The sequence below is a fragment of the Haliea sp. E1-2-M8 genome (assembly GCF_030649675.1).
Lineage (GTDB): Bacteria > Pseudomonadota > Gammaproteobacteria > Pseudomonadales > Halieaceae > Haliea.
This window is the reverse complement of the sequence record NZ_JAUTDR010000004.1, coordinates 109724-125644: the sequence shown is the minus strand read 5'-3', so window position 1 is coordinate 125644 and position 15921 is coordinate 109724. Positions and strand designations below refer to the sequence as shown.

The 15921-nt window shown below is 59.5% G+C and carries 15 protein-coding genes and 1 tRNA gene; all 16 read right to left on the bottom strand.

What is annotated here, in order from left to right:
* Positions 1 to 56: 56 nt before the first annotated feature.
* Positions 57 to 1964, bottom strand: coding sequence for an ATP-binding protein (locus Q6D67_RS04760; RefSeq protein WP_304704435.1), 1908 nt, complete (start codon positions 1962 to 1964; stop codon positions 57 to 59).
* A complete protein-coding gene (locus Q6D67_RS04755; RefSeq protein WP_304704434.1) occupies positions 1961 to 3685 on the bottom strand; it encodes a class I SAM-dependent DNA methyltransferase in 1725 nt (574 codons plus the stop codon). Before Q6D67_RS04755 ends, Q6D67_RS04760 begins: the two co-directional genes overlap by 4 nt.
* A gap of 635 nt (positions 3686 to 4320) precedes the next feature.
* Positions 4321 to 4509 carry a hypothetical protein gene (locus Q6D67_RS04750; protein ID WP_304704433.1) on the bottom strand — a complete coding sequence of 63 codons (189 nt, stop codon included), beginning with the start codon at positions 4507 to 4509 and terminating at the stop codon, positions 4321 to 4323.
* 47 nt (positions 4510 to 4556) lie between these two features.
* A complete protein-coding gene (locus tag Q6D67_RS04745; RefSeq protein ID WP_370551922.1) occupies positions 4557 to 5018 on the bottom strand; it encodes a RadC family protein in 462 nt (153 codons plus the stop codon).
* A 269-nt stretch (positions 5019 to 5287) separates the two neighbouring features.
* Positions 5288 to 5491, bottom strand: a complete 204-nt coding sequence (locus Q6D67_RS04740; RefSeq protein WP_304704431.1) for a hypothetical protein — start codon at positions 5489 to 5491, stop codon at positions 5288 to 5290.
* A 741-nt stretch (positions 5492 to 6232) separates the two neighbouring features.
* Positions 6233 to 7267 carry a hypothetical protein gene (locus tag Q6D67_RS04735; RefSeq protein WP_304704430.1) on the bottom strand — a complete coding sequence of 345 codons (1035 nt, stop codon included), beginning with the start codon at positions 7265 to 7267 and terminating at the stop codon, positions 6233 to 6235.
* Between the two features lie 50 nt (positions 7268 to 7317).
* Entirely contained in the window at positions 7318 to 7602 is a 285-nt protein-coding gene (locus tag Q6D67_RS04730; RefSeq protein WP_304704429.1) for a hypothetical protein, read from the bottom strand.
* Positions 7595 to 7828 (bottom strand): AlpA family transcriptional regulator, encoded by a 234-nt coding sequence (locus Q6D67_RS04725; protein WP_304704428.1) that lies wholly within the window; start codon positions 7826 to 7828, stop codon positions 7595 to 7597. The genes Q6D67_RS04730 and Q6D67_RS04725 overlap by 8 nt, the downstream gene beginning before the upstream one ends.
* A gap of 125 nt (positions 7829 to 7953) precedes the next feature.
* Positions 7954 to 8670: a hypothetical protein gene (locus Q6D67_RS04720; protein WP_304704427.1), complete on the bottom strand. Its 717-nt coding sequence runs from the start codon at positions 8668 to 8670 to the stop codon at positions 7954 to 7956.
* 17 nt (positions 8671 to 8687) lie between these two features.
* Complete coding sequence (locus tag Q6D67_RS04715; RefSeq protein WP_304704426.1) at positions 8688 to 9878, bottom strand: integrase arm-type DNA-binding domain-containing protein; 1191 nt, start codon at positions 9876 to 9878, stop codon at positions 8688 to 8690.
* Between the two features lie 179 nt (positions 9879 to 10057).
* A tRNA-Pro gene (locus Q6D67_RS04710) sits at positions 10058 to 10134 on the bottom strand.
* Between the two features lie 92 nt (positions 10135 to 10226).
* Positions 10227 to 10442, bottom strand: coding sequence for a DUF3094 family protein (locus Q6D67_RS04705; RefSeq protein WP_304704425.1), 216 nt, complete (start codon positions 10440 to 10442; stop codon positions 10227 to 10229).
* 68 nt (positions 10443 to 10510) lie between these two features.
* Positions 10511 to 12310, bottom strand: a complete 1800-nt coding sequence (locus Q6D67_RS04700) for an acyl-CoA dehydrogenase C-terminal domain-containing protein (protein ID WP_304704424.1) — start codon at positions 12308 to 12310, stop codon at positions 10511 to 10513.
* 153 nt (positions 12311 to 12463) lie between these two features.
* Positions 12464 to 13141, bottom strand: coding sequence for a dethiobiotin synthase (bioD, locus tag Q6D67_RS04695; protein WP_304704423.1), 678 nt, complete (start codon positions 13139 to 13141; stop codon positions 12464 to 12466).
* Positions 13138 to 14760 (bottom strand): malonyl-ACP O-methyltransferase BioC, encoded by a 1623-nt coding sequence (gene bioC, locus Q6D67_RS04690; RefSeq protein ID WP_304704422.1) that lies wholly within the window; start codon positions 14758 to 14760, stop codon positions 13138 to 13140. The genes bioD and bioC overlap by 4 nt, the downstream gene beginning before the upstream one ends.
* Positions 14753 to 15919: an 8-amino-7-oxononanoate synthase gene (gene bioF, locus Q6D67_RS04685; protein ID WP_304704421.1), complete on the bottom strand. Its 1167-nt coding sequence runs from the start codon at positions 15917 to 15919 to the stop codon at positions 14753 to 14755. The genes bioC and bioF overlap by 8 nt, the downstream gene beginning before the upstream one ends.
* Positions 15920 to 15921 lie beyond the last annotated feature (2 nt).

Here is a 15921-nt window from a genome sequence, read left to right as displayed (position 1 = left end):
TCGCAGAGGTGATTAACTTGTACACGAGGCCATTCAGACATATTGGTCTGTACCTGTCATTTCTGCTGCCCCTCAACCGCTCGATAGGCCTGTTGTGGAGAATTTGGAGTGTCGGGAAGGGTCATGGCGATACGCTTTTGCGCCAATAGCGGACGCAGGTAATTCTGACGAATAGTTTCCGGGTTTCGTAACAACAAATGAGCAAGTTCTTCAACACGCCATGCCCGCTGCTCACACAGGGCCACCACGAGCTCACGGACCTCCTCCGGAGGATGCCGTTGACCCAAGGCACCCACCCTTGCGGCGAGATGACCGGGCAGCTCGTTCAGTAAAGAGTCACGAGCCTCGTGCCCAGGGTTACTAGATAAGGCCTCGAGGTTACTATATAAGGCCCCGGGGTCACTAGATAAAGGGCCCTTCTTACTGGATAGGGGGGCCGTCCTACCTGACAAGGGCTGTCGATCACTTTCTCGTGACTCCAACAGCTTGTCCGTGGGCTGATAGTACGTGGCCGACCCTCGGCCCTGCTGCCTGAGCAAGCCAGCGTCACGCAGGCGACGCAAAGTAGCACTGGCGGCCAGCGGATCTACCTTGCTCAGGGCGCGGAAAGTGGCGTTATCTATTACACCAGCCTCTCGAGCCACAATCAGGGCACGAGCTTCTTCATTCGATAGATGCAGGTCCTTGAACTGTGCCAGCCAGCGGATGTCCTCCTCCCCCAGGAAATGATGAAAAAGGAACTGGGTGACGAATTGATCCTGACCTCTGTCGGACTCGAACAAAGGAGGCGCCAGCCCCGCTGCATCCATCGTTTCGCGGATTGCACGAATACCACTGCCTTTGGTCTCCGCAAACCGGGTTTCGTGCAAGACAGCGGCTATGACCGGGTTGCGCGGCATGGAGCCGGGCTCACCGAGGTGCTCTGGTGATTTTAACGAGAACCCTGGGTTGCGAATTTCCAGCCGATTGGAGTAACGGATTATCTGGACCGGCGCCTGTACCCGGTAGTTTCGGTGCATCAGGGCATTGACCAGTGCTTCACGCAGTGCCCGCTGCGGAATGGCAGGTTTGTCGCTGCGTTGCAGCTCACCCTCGTCCAGGCCAAAAGCTTTGGGGAGATCATCCAGTACAGCCGCCTGAGCCCTTCGCAGCAGGCTGAATAATGGAGCGCGTAATTCCACAGTGTCGAAGCGGCGATCCGGATTGGGAACCCACTCTCGACCAGGCACCCGGATGTAATCTACCCGCGTCATAGGGAAACAGCGCCGTAGCGCAACGGATCTTCCAAACAACAGCAAGCCAGCTACGGTCGGTTGCCATTGGCCGGCATTGTTGCGTCGAACCGCCTTGAGGGCCTGCAGTAATTCCAGGTCCGTCCAATGCAATTCTTCTGCATCGGGATTGGCCTCCCCTCTGGCAAGCCGGTAGTCAGCTATCGCTGCGTCGTCAAAATCCTCCAGCTCAGCATCGGACACAGTCCCGGCATCATAGCTTTCCTGCTGACGTGACTGATAAAAGATCGTCATATCGTCTTCAGTGCAGCGTTGATCAGTACTGCCAATTCGGCGGAAGGCGCCCCTGGGTAGACCTACAGCCTTGAAATAGACCGGCTTGTCCTGTGAAGCTGCCTCCGGGACATGTACCACGATAACCGGCTTTTCATCGAGCCACTCTGTGCTGATATCGACACGCACCGGCTGATTAAAGGTAGTGGCGCACTGGCTGGCGAGGTCGCTACTCAGCTGGTCAGGATGGGGAACCCCCTCTACATCGTAACCGGGGAACAGGGCCATTTCTTCACGAACAACCCCCAAGAGCAGCCAGCCTCCGCCAAGATTCGGTTCATTGGCAAAAGCGCATACAGTTTCCAGTATGGATTTACCTGACTTTTTCGCACGCTTGGCTTCGATACGCTCGTTTTCATCCAGAAGGTTAAGATTTTGAAGAAGTTCAGAGGCATTCATAAACGTGAATCCCATAATCCTAGCCCAGTCAGATTGCGTTTGATTTTCACCTCCAGCCGCTCATTCTCTGCAAACTGCTCCCGCAGCTGCCTCGTCAATCGCGCCATCTTCTCGGCGAATGGCTCACCATCGTCTTCCTGCTCCCGGGCCCCCACATAACGCCCCGGCGTCAGCACAAAATCGTGTTTCCTGACTTCATCCAAACTGGCGGACCTGCAGAAACCAGCAATATCCTCGTAGGCTTCGCCCCGCTGCCAGGCGTGGAAGGTGTCGGCGATCCTGGCGATGTCTGCATTGGTGAAGTCCCGCAGTACCCGATCCCGCATATAGCCCAGGTTGCGGGCATCGATAAACAGGAACTCCTGCCGACGGTCGCGCTTCGTCACGTTGCGCACCACGCCGTTGGCCTTGTCCCGGGTCAGAAACCAGATGCAGGCCGGGATTTGGGTATTGGTGAACAGCTGCCCCGGCAGGGCCACCATACACTCGACCAGATCTTCCTCCACCAGGCGCTTGCGGATCTCGCCTTCGTTGTTGGTGTTGGAACTCATGGAGCCGTTGGCCAGCAGCAGGGCCATGCTGCCTGTGGGAGCCAGGTGGTGCAGCATGTGCTGCATCCAGGCGAAGTTGGCATTGCCCTTGGGTGGCGTGCCGTACTTCCAGCGGGCGTCCTCGGCCAGGGATTCACTCCACCAGTCCTTGGTGTTGAAAGGCGGGTTGGCCATCACGAAGTCGGCGCGCAGGTCCGGGTGCTGGTCGTCCAGGAAGGTGTCGGCGTTCTTCTTGCCGAAGTTGAAGTCGATGCCCCGGATGGCCATGTTCATGGCGGCCAGCTTCCAGGTGGTGGGGTTGGATTCCTGGCCGTAGACGGAGATGTGCTTCTTCTGCTCGGCGGGATCGTAGTGTTGCTCATTGGCGTGCTCCTCGATGAACTTGTCCGAGGATACAAAAAAACCACCAGAACCCATGGCCGGGTCGTAGACGCGGCCTGAATAGGGCTCCAGCATTTCCACGATCAGGGTGACGATGCTCTTGGGAGTGTAGTACTGGCCGCCCTGCTTGCCCTCGGCCAGGGCGAACTGGCCCAGGAAATACTCGTATACATGGCCGAGCACATCCTTGCTGTGCAGGCTCAGCCGCTCACCGTCATACACCGGCTTGGTGAAGGAGGTATCGGAGAAGGTGTTGATCAGCCCCAGCAGCTTGTCGTTCTCCAACTGGTACTGGCTGATGCGGTTGAGAATGCCCTTGAGCCGGGCGTTGCTCTTCTCGATTTCCTCCAGGGCGTTGTCCACCAGCCAGGAAACCGAGCGCAGCTTCACGTCATTGCCGGCATCGTCCTGCCAGAGGACAGTACCAACGGGCAACACGGCCTTTTCCTTAAGGGTGTTCCAGCGGGCGGCCTTGGGTACCCAGAACACATTGGCTTCGCGGTAGTAGTCCAGCACCTCCAGTTCATCCTGCAGGGCCTGCTGGTAGTCTTCCTCGCGGTCGTAGTCGTCCCGGGGCAGGTAGTAGATGTTGTCGTCGCTGTCGCTCTTGAATAGCTCCAGCAAAGCCTCCTGCCGCTCCTCGAAGGCATCGGAGACGTACTTCAGGAAGATCAGGCCCAACACCACATGCTTGTAGTTGGCGGCATCCAGGTTGGAGCGCAGCTTGTCGGCGGCCTTCCAGAGTTTGTCGTCGAGTTCCTTCAGGAATTGTTGTTCGGTGTTGCTCATCGGTTCCCCTTGGATCTTGTTGTTCCTGGCTTGCCGGGCATAACCCGCCACCCTGGCCGGTGCCCGTGGGATGGGTAGGACTATACCCATCAATTGAAGCCATGGAAAAGCACAACGTGCGCGCCATGATGCGGAGCGGCGAATCCAGGTGCTCAGAAAGCCCCAAACCCTCTCCGATCAGCAATCTACGGCAATCGACATGGCAGTGCAGTGCTGTGTGGATAGACAGGTCGTGTTATCAGGCAGGAGGGAGGGCGAGACCCACCTCCTACTTTGGTGGCGCTGCCGCGCAGTGCCCCAAGCCAGATCGGTTGAGGAGGGAGGGTGAGACGCCGAGGCTGCACTGAGCGCGACGGCCCTGGCCGTAGCGAGGTGCAGTGAGGCGGCGAGACTGACCGACGATGCCGATCGCAGCGCCGGGAGCACGGAGGCGGTGGTGCCGCCATAAACGGCCAAGCAGATTTATCCATAGAACTGATTATGCGGCGTCAGCGGACAGTGCCGGAGGCACTGCGCATAATCCCGTTTTATGGTCATTCTGCGACATCCTTATCCTGAGACCTCCGTGCCCAAGCCAGAAAAAAAGAGGCTGCACCGTTTCCGGTGTAGCCTTGAAATAGGTGGACGGTCGCAGCTTACGATTCTCCGCTGCCGTTGTGCCGAGCAATGAAGCTGATGTCGTTGTTGAGGTACTTGTACAACCAGTACAGACCAACCGGCGGCAGTAGCAGAAGACCCTCGGGCCCTTCCTCTGCCAAGATGAATAGTGATAGAAGCACCACGATGCTGCTGACCACGAATGCGACCCTGTCTTTCTTGTTCATGAAGTAGCTCCTTCTGGTTTGGGTATATTGTTGGTGGTGGGTGGGTTTCAGAGTCGGCCGCTCTCAGCCATGGAGTACACGCCTTCAGTGCCGACGATGACATGGTCCAGGACCCGGACATCCACAAGCTTCAACGCTTCCTGCAAGCGGGTGGTGATCCTCATGTCAGCAGAGCTGGGCTCCGCAATACCTGACGGATGGTTGTGGGTGAAGATGACAGCCGCTGCATTGACCTCCAGGGCACGCCGGACGACAACTCGAGGGTAGACTGCAGCTCCGTCCACCGTGCCCCGGAACAGCCTCTCAAAGGCGATCAGGCGGTGCTGGCTGTCCAGGTACATGCAACAGAAGTATTCGTCCCGCTCGTGGGCGATCTGGAGCCTGCAGAAGGTTTTGACGTCAGCAGGGCTGGTGTAGGCATCGGACTCTCTGATCCGGGACTCAAGGATCATAATGGCTTCCTGGATGGTGGCCTGTTCGGTCTCCTGAAAGTCCAAGGGGTAGTGCATCGGTACCGTGGTAAGACGGGGCTGATTGTCGGTCATGGTGTAGCTCCTGGTTCAAAGTCTCTGGAGAGAGCACCAGCAGCACCAACGGTGCGGCGCCGGTGAGCTCAGGTGGGTGGTGAAGCAGGAAGCCAGAAAGGCTATCTGTCATCACCACGACGTGCGCGGAAGCGCCCCAAACCAGGAGCGGGAAGCCAAGGCGCTCAGCCGTGGTGGCTATCTCCCTGTGTGGATGTGTAAAAAGTAAGACCTGCCCGTAGGCAGGTCAGTCGTCATGAGGAGATTACGGGTAGGGGCTTCAGCTCGTTACGGAGCTGTTCGATCCTGGCAGTCCGCTCGATCTGGGCCCGGGCTTCGAAGTCATAGGCCTCCTGCTCTGCCCAGCGTGCGCAGTGGTCAATGGCAGCGGCGCCCCGGTTGCAGGCACTGAACAGGGTTGCCGCGGCAGTGAAGAGATTGTTGATCGCTGTGAACATGGTGGGTACTCCATTAGTTGGTGGGGATGGCTGTCGCCACGTCGTCCGCGGAAGCGGCAACGAGCAGCGCAGCATGTAAGGGAGCCAGCAACGAAGACCTGGGGGTGGTCGTCTTCGGAAACTTCAGTGAGCTACCCCCCCGGGGGGGTACTTGCCAATGCGTGAGCGAGGCTGCACGTACTGGGGTCGTAGGCATGTGACGATTTTCGCCCTATGGCTCGATCCTGTGGCAGTTAGAGTACCGGCATTACATGGTCAGAGTTGGCTGGTGCAACCGGTTTAGAATATCGGGAGACCATCGGTTGAGAAGTTCTAGAACTACTTCTCCAGACAACGAAAAGCAGTCCGTGGAGCTGGATGTTTTTCGATCAGTCTTGGCTTCTATAAGCGTTGCTCCTGTCGATTCGCGACTGAGTTGTCGTCAACCTATCGGTTTGGTTGGTCGGTGTATTAGAGCCACGTCTGAACCCCGCCAGGCACTCGCGTCGGGCTGCGCTGCGCGCACCCTAGCGGCACCTGGCGTGGTCACGACGTGGCCATAGTGTGGGGGTGGATGTGTATCACTGTCCGACTTGTCCACCTTCAGGCGAGCAACCCGGACAGCTGAGAGGCGCATGAATACTGGGGCTGACCGAGTTGTCCAACTTGTTCAGATTAAAGATGAAGGCCACCCCCCCTGTATGAAATACTGGTATTTCCGGTATTGCCAGAAATACCAGTATTACTGGGGGGCAGTAGACGCTATTCATTCAAGCGGTACACGTTGCTATTGTTCGCGCCCTTGGTCAGTGTCCAGAGCCCATCCTCGTTGGGCGAGCACGACCAGCGCTGGAGGCACTCAACGACCCTACGTCGAGGGAATGACGAGTTGGCACAGACATGGCTGACGACGTCTCTCTGGATGGCTTCACCGGCGTTCTGTAGCATCGCTGATATCTCACCAATCAAGTCCGAGTCCTGATTGAGCTCGTGCTCAACAGCTCTTTTTTCGCGTAATCTGTCCGCCTCATTGCCATCGATGAGCTTGACGGAGTTGAACATGCGATTGTAGTCGCCGTCCTCATAGTTAATATAGCTGTATATAGAGCTCTGGACTATTGGACCGCGCGACTTCTGGTTCAGGAACTCCACCGTTCGCCTTACACCCCCATCTACCGGTTCTTGGCTCACTATATCGATAACGTAGGCGCAGTCACAGTCGTCCAGGATGTCGCTGGTTCCAGCTGGCACGCTCTTCTCATCCCCGCCCTTGTGCTTATTAGTATGTGCAAGGCCGATAATCGATCCACCGGCTGTGGTCAGCCGACGGCAGGTTGTCATGAATGCGCTGCTGGCCTTTTTGTCCATAACATCAGCGAATTTCTTAACGGTATCCAGTATAAAAATAGTCTCACTGGCTATCCCAGCTTCGAGGACGAACTCTACTAGCTCGGCAAAATTTTCGTTTGGCTGAGGGAAAGTGCTTGGTGCTATCACTTCAAAGCCGTGCCGATTGCCAAGATCACCTTTGGTAATCAGACCTTCGTAAGTATCATCAAGGTTAATGTGGTAGACCGCCTTACCCGCTGTACCATTGCCAATTGCCTCGGAGATCAGTTTAAGGCTAAGCAAAGTCTTGCCGGTATTGGGTCCTGCATAGAACACCGTTATTTGGCCAGACAACGCCATGCGTCCAGCTATGTAGGTCGCGCTTTTGACCTGCGCTCGCATTTCCTCCAACTTATCGTTTATCGACAAACTTCTTAATGTTTCTAGTGGAACGGTCTCATCTGACATAAATGTGCGGTCCTTGGTTTTTCAAGGGCGCCCCCTTCCGGGGGCGATTGTTATTGAATCCAGCCTCGATAGATGTAGTGATCGACATCCTCAAAAGCTGCTGTGTCAGGGTTCATGCATGGCCTTTTCGCGATATGGAAGATTGCTCCGCCGTCGCTGAGTTCTTTCAGCTGCGTGACCGCATAGACCCTGCCATTACTCTCCAGGTCGTACAGGCTTATACCTGTGGTCCCGGCGGAGATAACTAGCTCTAGTGTTGCTGCCGAACTTGGCGTGAGAAAAACTTCCGGCCTAAGATGGGGCAGCTTGACGCGTCGACGCGGATGCTTACGCATTGGTCACCTCCAGCTTGCCAGCTTCTACCCGTTGGTTTATCCAATCCAAAACGGCGGATTCCTGCCAGGCTCGTGACGAACCTCCTGGAATTAGCGGTATGCTCCTTGGGAAGTTCGCTGAGGGGTGGTGGGCCAGGCTATATATGTAGCTGCGCGACAGGCCCGTCAGGGCCTGCACCTGTTTGATACGTATCAGCCGTGGGCTGTTGGTATGTTGGTGCTCCATACAGTGGATCCTTACGTTACGGTGCTCGTGGTGGCATTAGTGCCAGGCCGCACAATAAGGAATTGCAGGAGCAGGAAGAGTTAGGCTACGGCCTCACCCTGGAGAGCCATCTGCCTGTTTAATTTTTAACCTTTTGTTTTTTTTATATTTTTTAGGTCACTCTCTATTTTCTTCCCATCACCAATTATTGTAGCGAGTCGTTTGGTTCGGATTTCGGGTGGCTTTTTATTTGGGGTATTTTGTCTGAGCCAAAGGTCTACGCGATCCACCATGTTTAACCTTGGATTTATCTTTCCTTCCATCCGGAGAGCTTTGTGGATTGTCACTGCTAAGGCTAGTTCGGGCGCGAAGTGTTCGCTTGCCGGATCGGCGTAAGCAGGTATGTCTCCAGGTCCTCTTTCGAGGAAGTCCTCAAGATCCACTTTATCCACGTAGACGTCATTGATGCTGAAAGAAAGCGACAATGGGTGCATGCCGGGTTCGTCCAGGGGGTAGTATTCCTTGTCTTCGAAAGTGAAGGTGCTGACGATTAGCGCATCGCCGATGAGATGGGCTGGGCCCAGGGTGATGGGGCGGCCGGAGGTTTCGATCCAAAAGTCCTTACCACCGCTCAACACGATTACGTTGCCGTTTGAATCGTAGTTCTCGTCCAGACCAGCAGCAGTCTCGTGAACATTGTAGTTGGTCGCGACGTCAGCCTTTAATGCAATTCTACCGTTTCGTTGATGATAGAGAATGACTTCAATCTTCGATCTGGGGCTCATGTTCACGAGCGCCATTTCCGTGGCGACCATTTCGAGGTTCAGCTGATTCGGAAGCATTTTATAATTTGGGGTTTCCATGTATCGGTCTCTTTTATTTATTGGTTTCGCAGGTCGTCCAGGTAGTCCGCCCACCCCTGCATCATCCCCTTGCGCCCCTCCAGATGGGAGGTGCGATTGTAGGCCCGACCATTGGGGTCACGCACCGCATGCGCCAGCTGATGCTCGATCCAGTCCACCCGGTAGCCGAGCACCTCATCAAGCAGCGTACGGGCCATAGCTCGGAAACCGTGGGCGGTCATCTGCTCACTGGTGTAGCCCAACGTTCGCAGAGCCACTCGAACAGTGTTGTCGGACATGCAACGGCTGGCACCCCTGGCGCTGGGGAACACGTACCGCCCGCGGCCCGTGAGGCGCTGCACATCACGCAGGATTTCAAGGGCCTGGCGACTTAGTGGAACTATATGGGGCAAACGCATTTTCATCTTCTCGGCGGGTAGCTCCCACTGTTCGGCGTCCCAGTTGATCTCGGCCCACTCCATGGCGCGGATCTCCCCGGGACGCTGGAACAGAAGCGCAGAGAGGCGTACTGCGGTCTTAACGGTCAAGGTGCCCTGGAAGCTATCCATAGCCACCAACAGACGCCCAACCTCTGCGGGTTCGGTGATGGCGGCATGGTGTTTCTTGTTCTTGGATTTCAATGCGCCTTTCAGGTCACCGCTCGGATCACGCTCAGCACGACCAGTCACCACCGCATACCTGAAGATCAGACCGGCAGCCTGCTTGGCGCGGTGGGCAATGTCGATGGCCCCCCGTCCTTCGATGCGGCGCAAGACCGCCAATAGGTCGAGAGCAGTGATATTTGAGATAGGGCGATTACCGAGATGCGGGAACAGGTCCTTCTCCAGGATGCGGCGGGTACGCACCCGGTAGCTCTCCGATTTATCGTCCATGACCTGATTGAACCACTCACGGCCAACGGCCTCGAAGCTATCCTCGGCAGCCTGGTACAAGGTCTGCTTGGCGACCTTCTTGACCTCACTAGGATCAATGTCCTGACCGATTTTGCGTCTGGCTTCGTAGTGCGCTTCCCTGGCTTCCTTCAGTGAGACTTCCGGGTAGACCCCAAGTGCCAGTGTCTTGCGCTTGCCAGCGAAGCGGTAGTCGTACCGCCAGTACTTACTTCCCTTGCGATCGACCAGTAGGTAGAGACCACCTCCGTCCACAAGTTTCTGGGGCTTGGTGCCTTGCTTGGCGTTCTTAACGGCAATTGCCGTGAGCTTGCTCATGGGCTTCTCCTGGTACCTTGACGGTATCTGTTCTGACAAACCTCCTGATACCGTCAACAATACCGTCACCGGCGTCGGTATCCAGTAGGATCCTTTGGACGTGATCAGACGAGACTAGAAGAAAAAGTCAGAAAAAACAGGAGGTTAAGGACAGTATCGGATTGAATGGGATTGAAAAATGGTCGGTGTGAGAGGATTCGAACCTCCGACCCCTTCCTCCCGAAGGAAGTGCGCTACCAGGCTGCGCTACACACCGAAAATTTGAGGTGGGCAAATATACCAGAGCGGCGCCTGCGAACCAAGGGGCTGCTGGCCACCAGAAAATTAAGATCCGTCACCCGTTTGCGCCTAGTAAACACCTGCCCACTTGGCGATCACCTGACTCAGCAAGCTGAAGCCAGTGACCACCGCCAGGAGCAATATCACCAGGCGCAGAGGCTTGAACGGCTTGCGCGGAACTGAATTGACCCCGCTGGACACGAAGGCGTCCACCTTGGCCTGATCATCGGGGTAGAGACGGCTCTGGTTGTCCGCCTCATCCTGCTGCATTTTTTGGTCCGACATAACATCCTCCCGGAAGCCAGGACGATATTGTCCTCGCTCCCGGAGTAAAAGTCACTGCGCGCCCGGCCTCAGCCGGCAACGTCGAACAGGGCTTCGGGCATGGTCATGAGGTTGTCGGAACCTGACAGCAGGGCCTGCTTGTGCGACAGGGTCCGCGGCAGCAGACGCTCGTAATAGAACCGCGCCGTCATCAGCTTGGCCTCGTAAAACGAGGTATCGCCCTCCGCCGCGGCGATTTTCTGCCGTGCGAGTACCGCCATCCGGGCCCAGAAGTAGGCCAGGGTGACATAGCCGCTGTACATCAGGTAATCGACCGCTGCGGCTCCCGCTTCGTCCGGATTCTGCATCGCTTTCTCGCCTATTTTCAGCGACAGTTCCAGCCAGTCGTCCTTGTAGCACTTGAGTACGCTGGTGAATTCGGCGTCAGCTTCACCGGCGTGTTCGTCACAGAAAGCGCCGACCAGATCGGTGAAGCCCATCAGCAGCTTGCCACCGGAGCCGAGCACCTTGCGCCCGATCAGGTCCAGGGCCTGGATGCCGGTGGTCCCTTCGTAGAGCATGGCGATGCGTGCATCGCGCACGATCTGCTCCATGCCCCACTCCTTGATGAAGCCGTGGCCGCCGTAGACCTGCAGGCCGAGGTTCGCCGCCTCGTAGCCAGTCTCGGTGACAAAGGCCTTGGCGATGGGGGTGAGGAAGGCCAGCAGCTCGTCCGCCGCCTTTGCTTCTTTCTCGCTGCCCGCGTCGAGGATGTCACCCTTCTGGGCCAGGTAGTAGAGAAACGCACGGCTGCCTTCAACCAGCGCCTTCTGGGTCAGCAGCATGCGGCGCACGTCCGCGTGCACGATGATCGGGTCGGCGGGGCCGTCGGGGTTCTTGGGCCCGGTCAGGCTGCGCATGGCCAGGCGGTCGCGGGCATAGGCCAGCGCGCCCTGGTAGGACAGCTCTCCGTGGGCGAGACCCTGGATGGCGGTACCGATGCGTGCGGTGTTCATGAAGGTGAACATGGCATTGAGGCCGCGGTTGGGTGGGCCAATCAGATAGCCTGTGGCGCCGTCGAAGTTGAGCACGCAGGTGGCAGAAGCCTTGATGCCCATCTTCTTCTCGATGGAGGCGCAGTGAACGCTGTTGCGCTCGCCCACCGTACCATCGTCCGTCAGCTTGAACTTGGGCACGATGAACAGGGAGATGCCCTTGGTCCCGGGAGGGGCATCGGGGAGGCGGGCCAGAACGATATGAACGATATTCTCCGCCATGTCGTGGTCGCCGGCGCTGATGAAGATCTTGGTTCCGGAGATGGCATAGCTGCCATCCGCCTGCGGTTCGGCCTTGGTGCGCAGCAGGCCCAGGTCGCTGCCGCAGTGGGCCTCGGTAAGGCACATGGTGCCAGTCCAGCTGCCTTCGATCAGCCGGGTCAGGTATTTCTGCTTTTGTTCCTCGTCGCCGTGCTCCTCGATGGTCTTGATCGCACCGTGGCTCAGGCCGGGATACATCAGCCAGGACCAGTTGGCGGTGCCGGCCAGTTCGTTGACGATGATGCCGAGGAGGTTGGGCAGGCCCTGGCCGCCGTATTCGGTGTCAGCGGACAGTGCCGGCCAGCCATTGTCGACAAACTGCTGGTAGGCTTCGGGGAAGCCTTGGGGGGTTGTGACCACACCATCTTTCCAGGTGCAGCCCTCATCGTCGCCGGATTGGTTGAGTGGGGACAGCACGTTTTCTGCGAACTTGGCGCCCTCTTCAACGATGGCGTCCATCAGGTCCTGGCTCGCTTCTTCATAACCGGGCAGGCGCTGGTACAGGGCCTCGGACTCCAGCAATTCGTTCATGACAAACCGGATGTCCCGGAGCGGAGCTTTGTACTGCAGCATGCTGATACCTCGCGGTGCGGTGCACTCATGTTTTCGGTGATTACATTTTGCGCGTTTCGCAACCGAAGTCAAATATCTTTTCACGCGGCGGGCGCCGAAGATGTTGCAGGATATGGTTCTATAGCGAGCACCAGGAGTAGAGAATGTAAGTACTCACTTCGTTAATATCTTATCTAAATCAATATATTGTGACGCAATACCTGCGTCAAACGGGGCAATGAAAGGGACCTCCCCCAGCAGCGGTGCGGGCAGCAGGTGCTGCAATGTGTCCAGGTTTTCCGCGTGGCAAGCCATGGTCGCCCCGGGGGTGTTGGCAACCCAGCCCGCCAGGCGCAGGCCGTCGGCGCGGATTGCCTCCGCCGTCAGCAGGGCGTGATTGATACAACCCAGACGCATCGCCACGACCATGATGACATCGACACCGAGGACGATCGCGACATCCGCGAGGGTTTCCCGTGGCCCCAGTGGCACCCGCCAGCCGCCGGCGCCCTCCACCAGCACCAGGTCCGCACCGCTGTGCATGACACCCCGGCAAAGGCCCGCCAGCCGGTCCGCGCTCAGGCTGCAGCCGGCCCGTGCGGCGGCGATATGGGGCGCAATCGCCGGCTGCAGAGCCACCGGATTGACCTGGGCGTAGGGCAGCGCCAGGGTCATCGCCGCCTGTAGCGCCAGGGCGTCCTCGTTGTGGCCGTTCGCATCGCAGCCCGCGGCCACCGGCTTGACCGCCGCCGTGGTCAGCCCGGCCGCCCTGGCGGCATGCAACAGGGCACAGCTGACCGCGGTCTTGCCCACTTCGGTATCGGTGCCGGTAATAAAAAACGTCGTGCTCATAATTTCTCCAGATGCCCGAACAGCACATCGTAGGTTGCCGGCAATCCCTCCGGCTCGCGCCAGTCCTCATAGGCCTGGATCATGGCCGCCAGCCGCCGCCGGCCGGTCAGGCCCCCGCTGCGGCCAGTATTCATGTTGTGTGCGCCCAGGGTCTTGAGTTCGGCCAGCAGTTCCCCGACCCGTTCATAGCGCATCACGATACGCTCGCTGTGCAGCTGCAGCCGCACCCCCCTGACCGCGCTTGCCGCTGCCTGCAGGGCATCCACCGGAAGGAAGCTGTTGACGTGCTGACTGCTGTCAGCGGCGGCCCAGGACTGACGCAACTCCTGCAAGGTGGCCGGCCCCAGCGAGCTGAAAAAGCAGCTGCCACCGGGCTCCAGCACCCGCCCCAGCTCGGCAAACAGCAGGTCGGGCCGGTAGCACCACTGAAAGGCCAGGCTGCTGTAGACCAGACCGACGGATTCGCAGGCCAGCGGTAACGCCTCGGCATCCCCCGCCACCCAGCTGCCGGCACTCGGGTGGCGACCGCGGGCGTAGGCCAGCATGCCCACGGCGATGTCCATGCCAAGATAACGGCTCTGCGGGAAGCGCGTCCGCAGCTGCGGCTGGATATAACCGGTGCCACAGCCCAGGTCCAGCACGGTGGCAGGCTGTCCCAGCTCGCCAATTCGCCCCAGCAGGCGCTGGCCAACGTCCTGCTGCAGGGCAGCCACGCTGTCGTAGCGCGCTGCCGCGCGGCTGAAGGAGGCGGCAATATCGCCCTTCGCAACCGGGGTTGCTGCGGCAGCCGTTGCTGGGGCAGCCCTCGCTGGGGCAGCCGTTGCTGGGGCAGCCCTTGCTGTGGCAGCCGTCGCCGCGGCTGGCGCTACAAATTCCCGCAGCGCATCTGCCAGCAATAGAGGAGCCGACAAGGGCAGGGCATGACAATCGGCATCGAGAACACGAACCGATGCGCGCGATTTGTCGGCCAGCGTCGCAGCGAGCGCTGTGGCCGCCAGCGCCGGCACCAGGGCATCGGTAGCCGCCAGCAGGTGTAGCTGGGGGCAGCCCAAACCCCGCAACAGGGCCCGGGTATCAAGGCTTTTCAGCCACTGCAGCCCGGCTGCAAGTGCATCGGCAGACCAATGCCCGCCGCTGCGCAGCAGTTGCCGGGCCAGTGTGCGCTCAGCGGCGTCGCCGCTGGCCTGGAGGCTGGCAAAGCGGCGCAGCATCCTGGCGGGATTTGCGGCCAGGTCGTCCGCAAAGGTCTGCAGGGTAGTTGCCGGCAGGCCCGGCCACCCGGGCTGCGCCGTGAAACAGGGATTGCTGGCGATGGTGACGTGTGCGGACACGCGCTCAGGCACAGCGGCCGCCACCGCGGTCGCGACTTGTCCCCCCAGTGACCAACCCACATAGATTGCCTGTTCTGGTGCCACGGCGAGAATGTTCGCGACCAGTGCGTCCAGACCATCAGTCGCCGCCTGCCAATCGATCAGGGTAAGGTTGGCCCAGGGGCGCAGCGCCGGCAGCAGCGGCCGCCAGCAATCGCGCCCCCCGGCCCAACCGTGCAACAGCACCAGATCGCAACGGGCGGTACCGGTGGCTGGCAAGTGCTCGAGGCGCAGCGGATTCTCAGGCACGGGGCCAGATTTCCGCCAGCGTGGCCAGTAACCGCTCCACCTGTTCAGGGGTATGGGCCGCACTCAGGGTAATGCGCAGACGGGAGGTCCCCGCCGGCACGGTGGGCGGCCGGATGGCACTGATCAGGATACCGCGATCCCGCAGTTGCTGGCTCAGCTCAACAGCGCGCGCGGCATCGCCCACCAGCAGGGGCTGGATCGCACTGTCCGCTGCCATGAGCGGCAACCCCAGTTCTGCGGCACCGCGGCGAAACGCGGCGACCAGTGCTGCCAACTGGTCCCGACGCCAGGCCTCCTCCCGCAGCAGGCCCAGCGCGGTGAGGCTGGCGGCGGCCAGTGCGGGCGGCATGGCGGTGGTGTAGATATAGTTGCGGGTACTCTGGATCAGGCCTTCGATCAGCAGCTCGCTGCCGGCGACAAAGGCGCCCGAGGTGCCCAAAGCCTTGCCCAGGGTTGCCATCAATACCGGCACCTCCGCCAGACCCAGGCCCGCGGCCGCCACGCTGCCGGCTCCGTCCGCGCCGGTGATGCCAAAGCCGTGGGCATCGTCGACCATCAGCCAGGCCTGGTGCTGCTCACACACCCGGGCAATTGCCCCCAGCGGTGCGCTGTCGCCGTCCATGCTGAAGACGCCGTCCACGGCTACCAGAGCCGGGCCGGTAGCGCGCGCCAGCTTGCGGGCCAGGTCAGCGCAGTCATTGTGGGCGAAGCGGCGCAGGCGCGCCCCGCTGTGCAGGCCGCCGTCCAGCAGGGAAGCATGATTCAGGCGATCCTGCAGTACGCTGTCGCCAGTTTGCAGCAGTGCGTGCAGGATACCGGTGTTTGCGGCGTAGCCGCTGGAGAACAGTAGTGCCCGGGGCCGCCCGGTAAGCTCCGCCAGCGCTTCCTCCAGCGCCCGGTGGGGCTCGCTGTGGCCGCAGACCAGGTGCGAGGCGCCGCTGCCGACCCCCCAGATGCGGGCGGCCGCGCGCAGGCTCTCGATGACTTTGGGATGGGAGGCGAGGCCGAGGTAATCGTTGCTGCAGAAATTCAGGTACTCGCGCCCGCCGAGACGCACCAGTGGCCCCTGGCCACTTTCCAGGGTCTGGCACTGGCGGTACAGACCGGCCGCACGGCGCTCTTCCAGCACCGCCCGGAGACGCTGCGGGAAGGCCTCCATGA

What these genes read in the sequence shown, in the direction of transcription:
- Q6D67_RS04700 (WP_304704424.1), bottom strand. Translation starts at nt 12,310, where the DNA reads ATGCTGCAGTACAAAGCTCCGCTCCGGGACATCCGGTTTGTCATGAAC.
- Q6D67_RS04755 (WP_304704434.1), bottom strand. Translation starts at nt 3,685, where the DNA reads ATGAGCAACACCGAACAACAATTCCTGAAGGAACTCGACGACAAACTC.
- bioD (WP_304704423.1), bottom strand. Translation starts at nt 13,141, where the DNA reads ATGAGCACGACGTTTTTTATTACCGGCACCGATACCGAAGTGGGCAAG.
- Q6D67_RS04705 (WP_304704425.1), bottom strand. Translation starts at nt 10,442, where the DNA reads ATGTCGGACCAAAAAATGCAGCAGGATGAGGCGGACAACCAGAGCCGT.
- Q6D67_RS04760 (WP_304704435.1), bottom strand. Translation starts at nt 1,964, where the DNA reads ATGAATGCCTCTGAACTTCTTCAAAATCTTAACCTTCTGGATGAAAAC.
- bioF (WP_304704421.1), bottom strand. Translation starts at nt 15,919, where the DNA reads ATGGAGGCCTTCCCGCAGCGTCTCCGGGCGGTGCTGGAAGAGCGCCGT.
- Q6D67_RS04740 (WP_304704431.1), bottom strand. Translation starts at nt 5,491, where the DNA reads ATGTTCACAGCGATCAACAATCTCTTCACTGCCGCGGCAACCCTGTTC.
- Q6D67_RS04715 (WP_304704426.1), bottom strand. Translation starts at nt 9,878, where the DNA reads ATGAGCAAGCTCACGGCAATTGCCGTTAAGAACGCCAAGCAAGGCACC.
- Q6D67_RS04750 (WP_304704433.1), bottom strand. Translation starts at nt 4,509, where the DNA reads ATGAACAAGAAAGACAGGGTCGCATTCGTGGTCAGCAGCATCGTGGTG.
- Q6D67_RS04720 (WP_304704427.1), bottom strand. Translation starts at nt 8,670, where the DNA reads ATGGAAACCCCAAATTATAAAATGCTTCCGAATCAGCTGAACCTCGAA.
- Q6D67_RS04725 (WP_304704428.1), bottom strand. Translation starts at nt 7,828, where the DNA reads ATGGAGCACCAACATACCAACAGCCCACGGCTGATACGTATCAAACAG.
- Q6D67_RS04730 (WP_304704429.1), bottom strand. Translation starts at nt 7,602, where the DNA reads ATGCGTAAGCATCCGCGTCGACGCGTCAAGCTGCCCCATCTTAGGCCG.
- Q6D67_RS04745 (WP_370551922.1), bottom strand. Translation starts at nt 5,018, where the DNA reads ATGCACTACCCCTTGGACTTTCAGGAGACCGAACAGGCCACCATCCAG.
- Q6D67_RS04735 (WP_304704430.1), bottom strand. Translation starts at nt 7,267, where the DNA reads ATGTCAGATGAGACCGTTCCACTAGAAACATTAAGAAGTTTGTCGATA.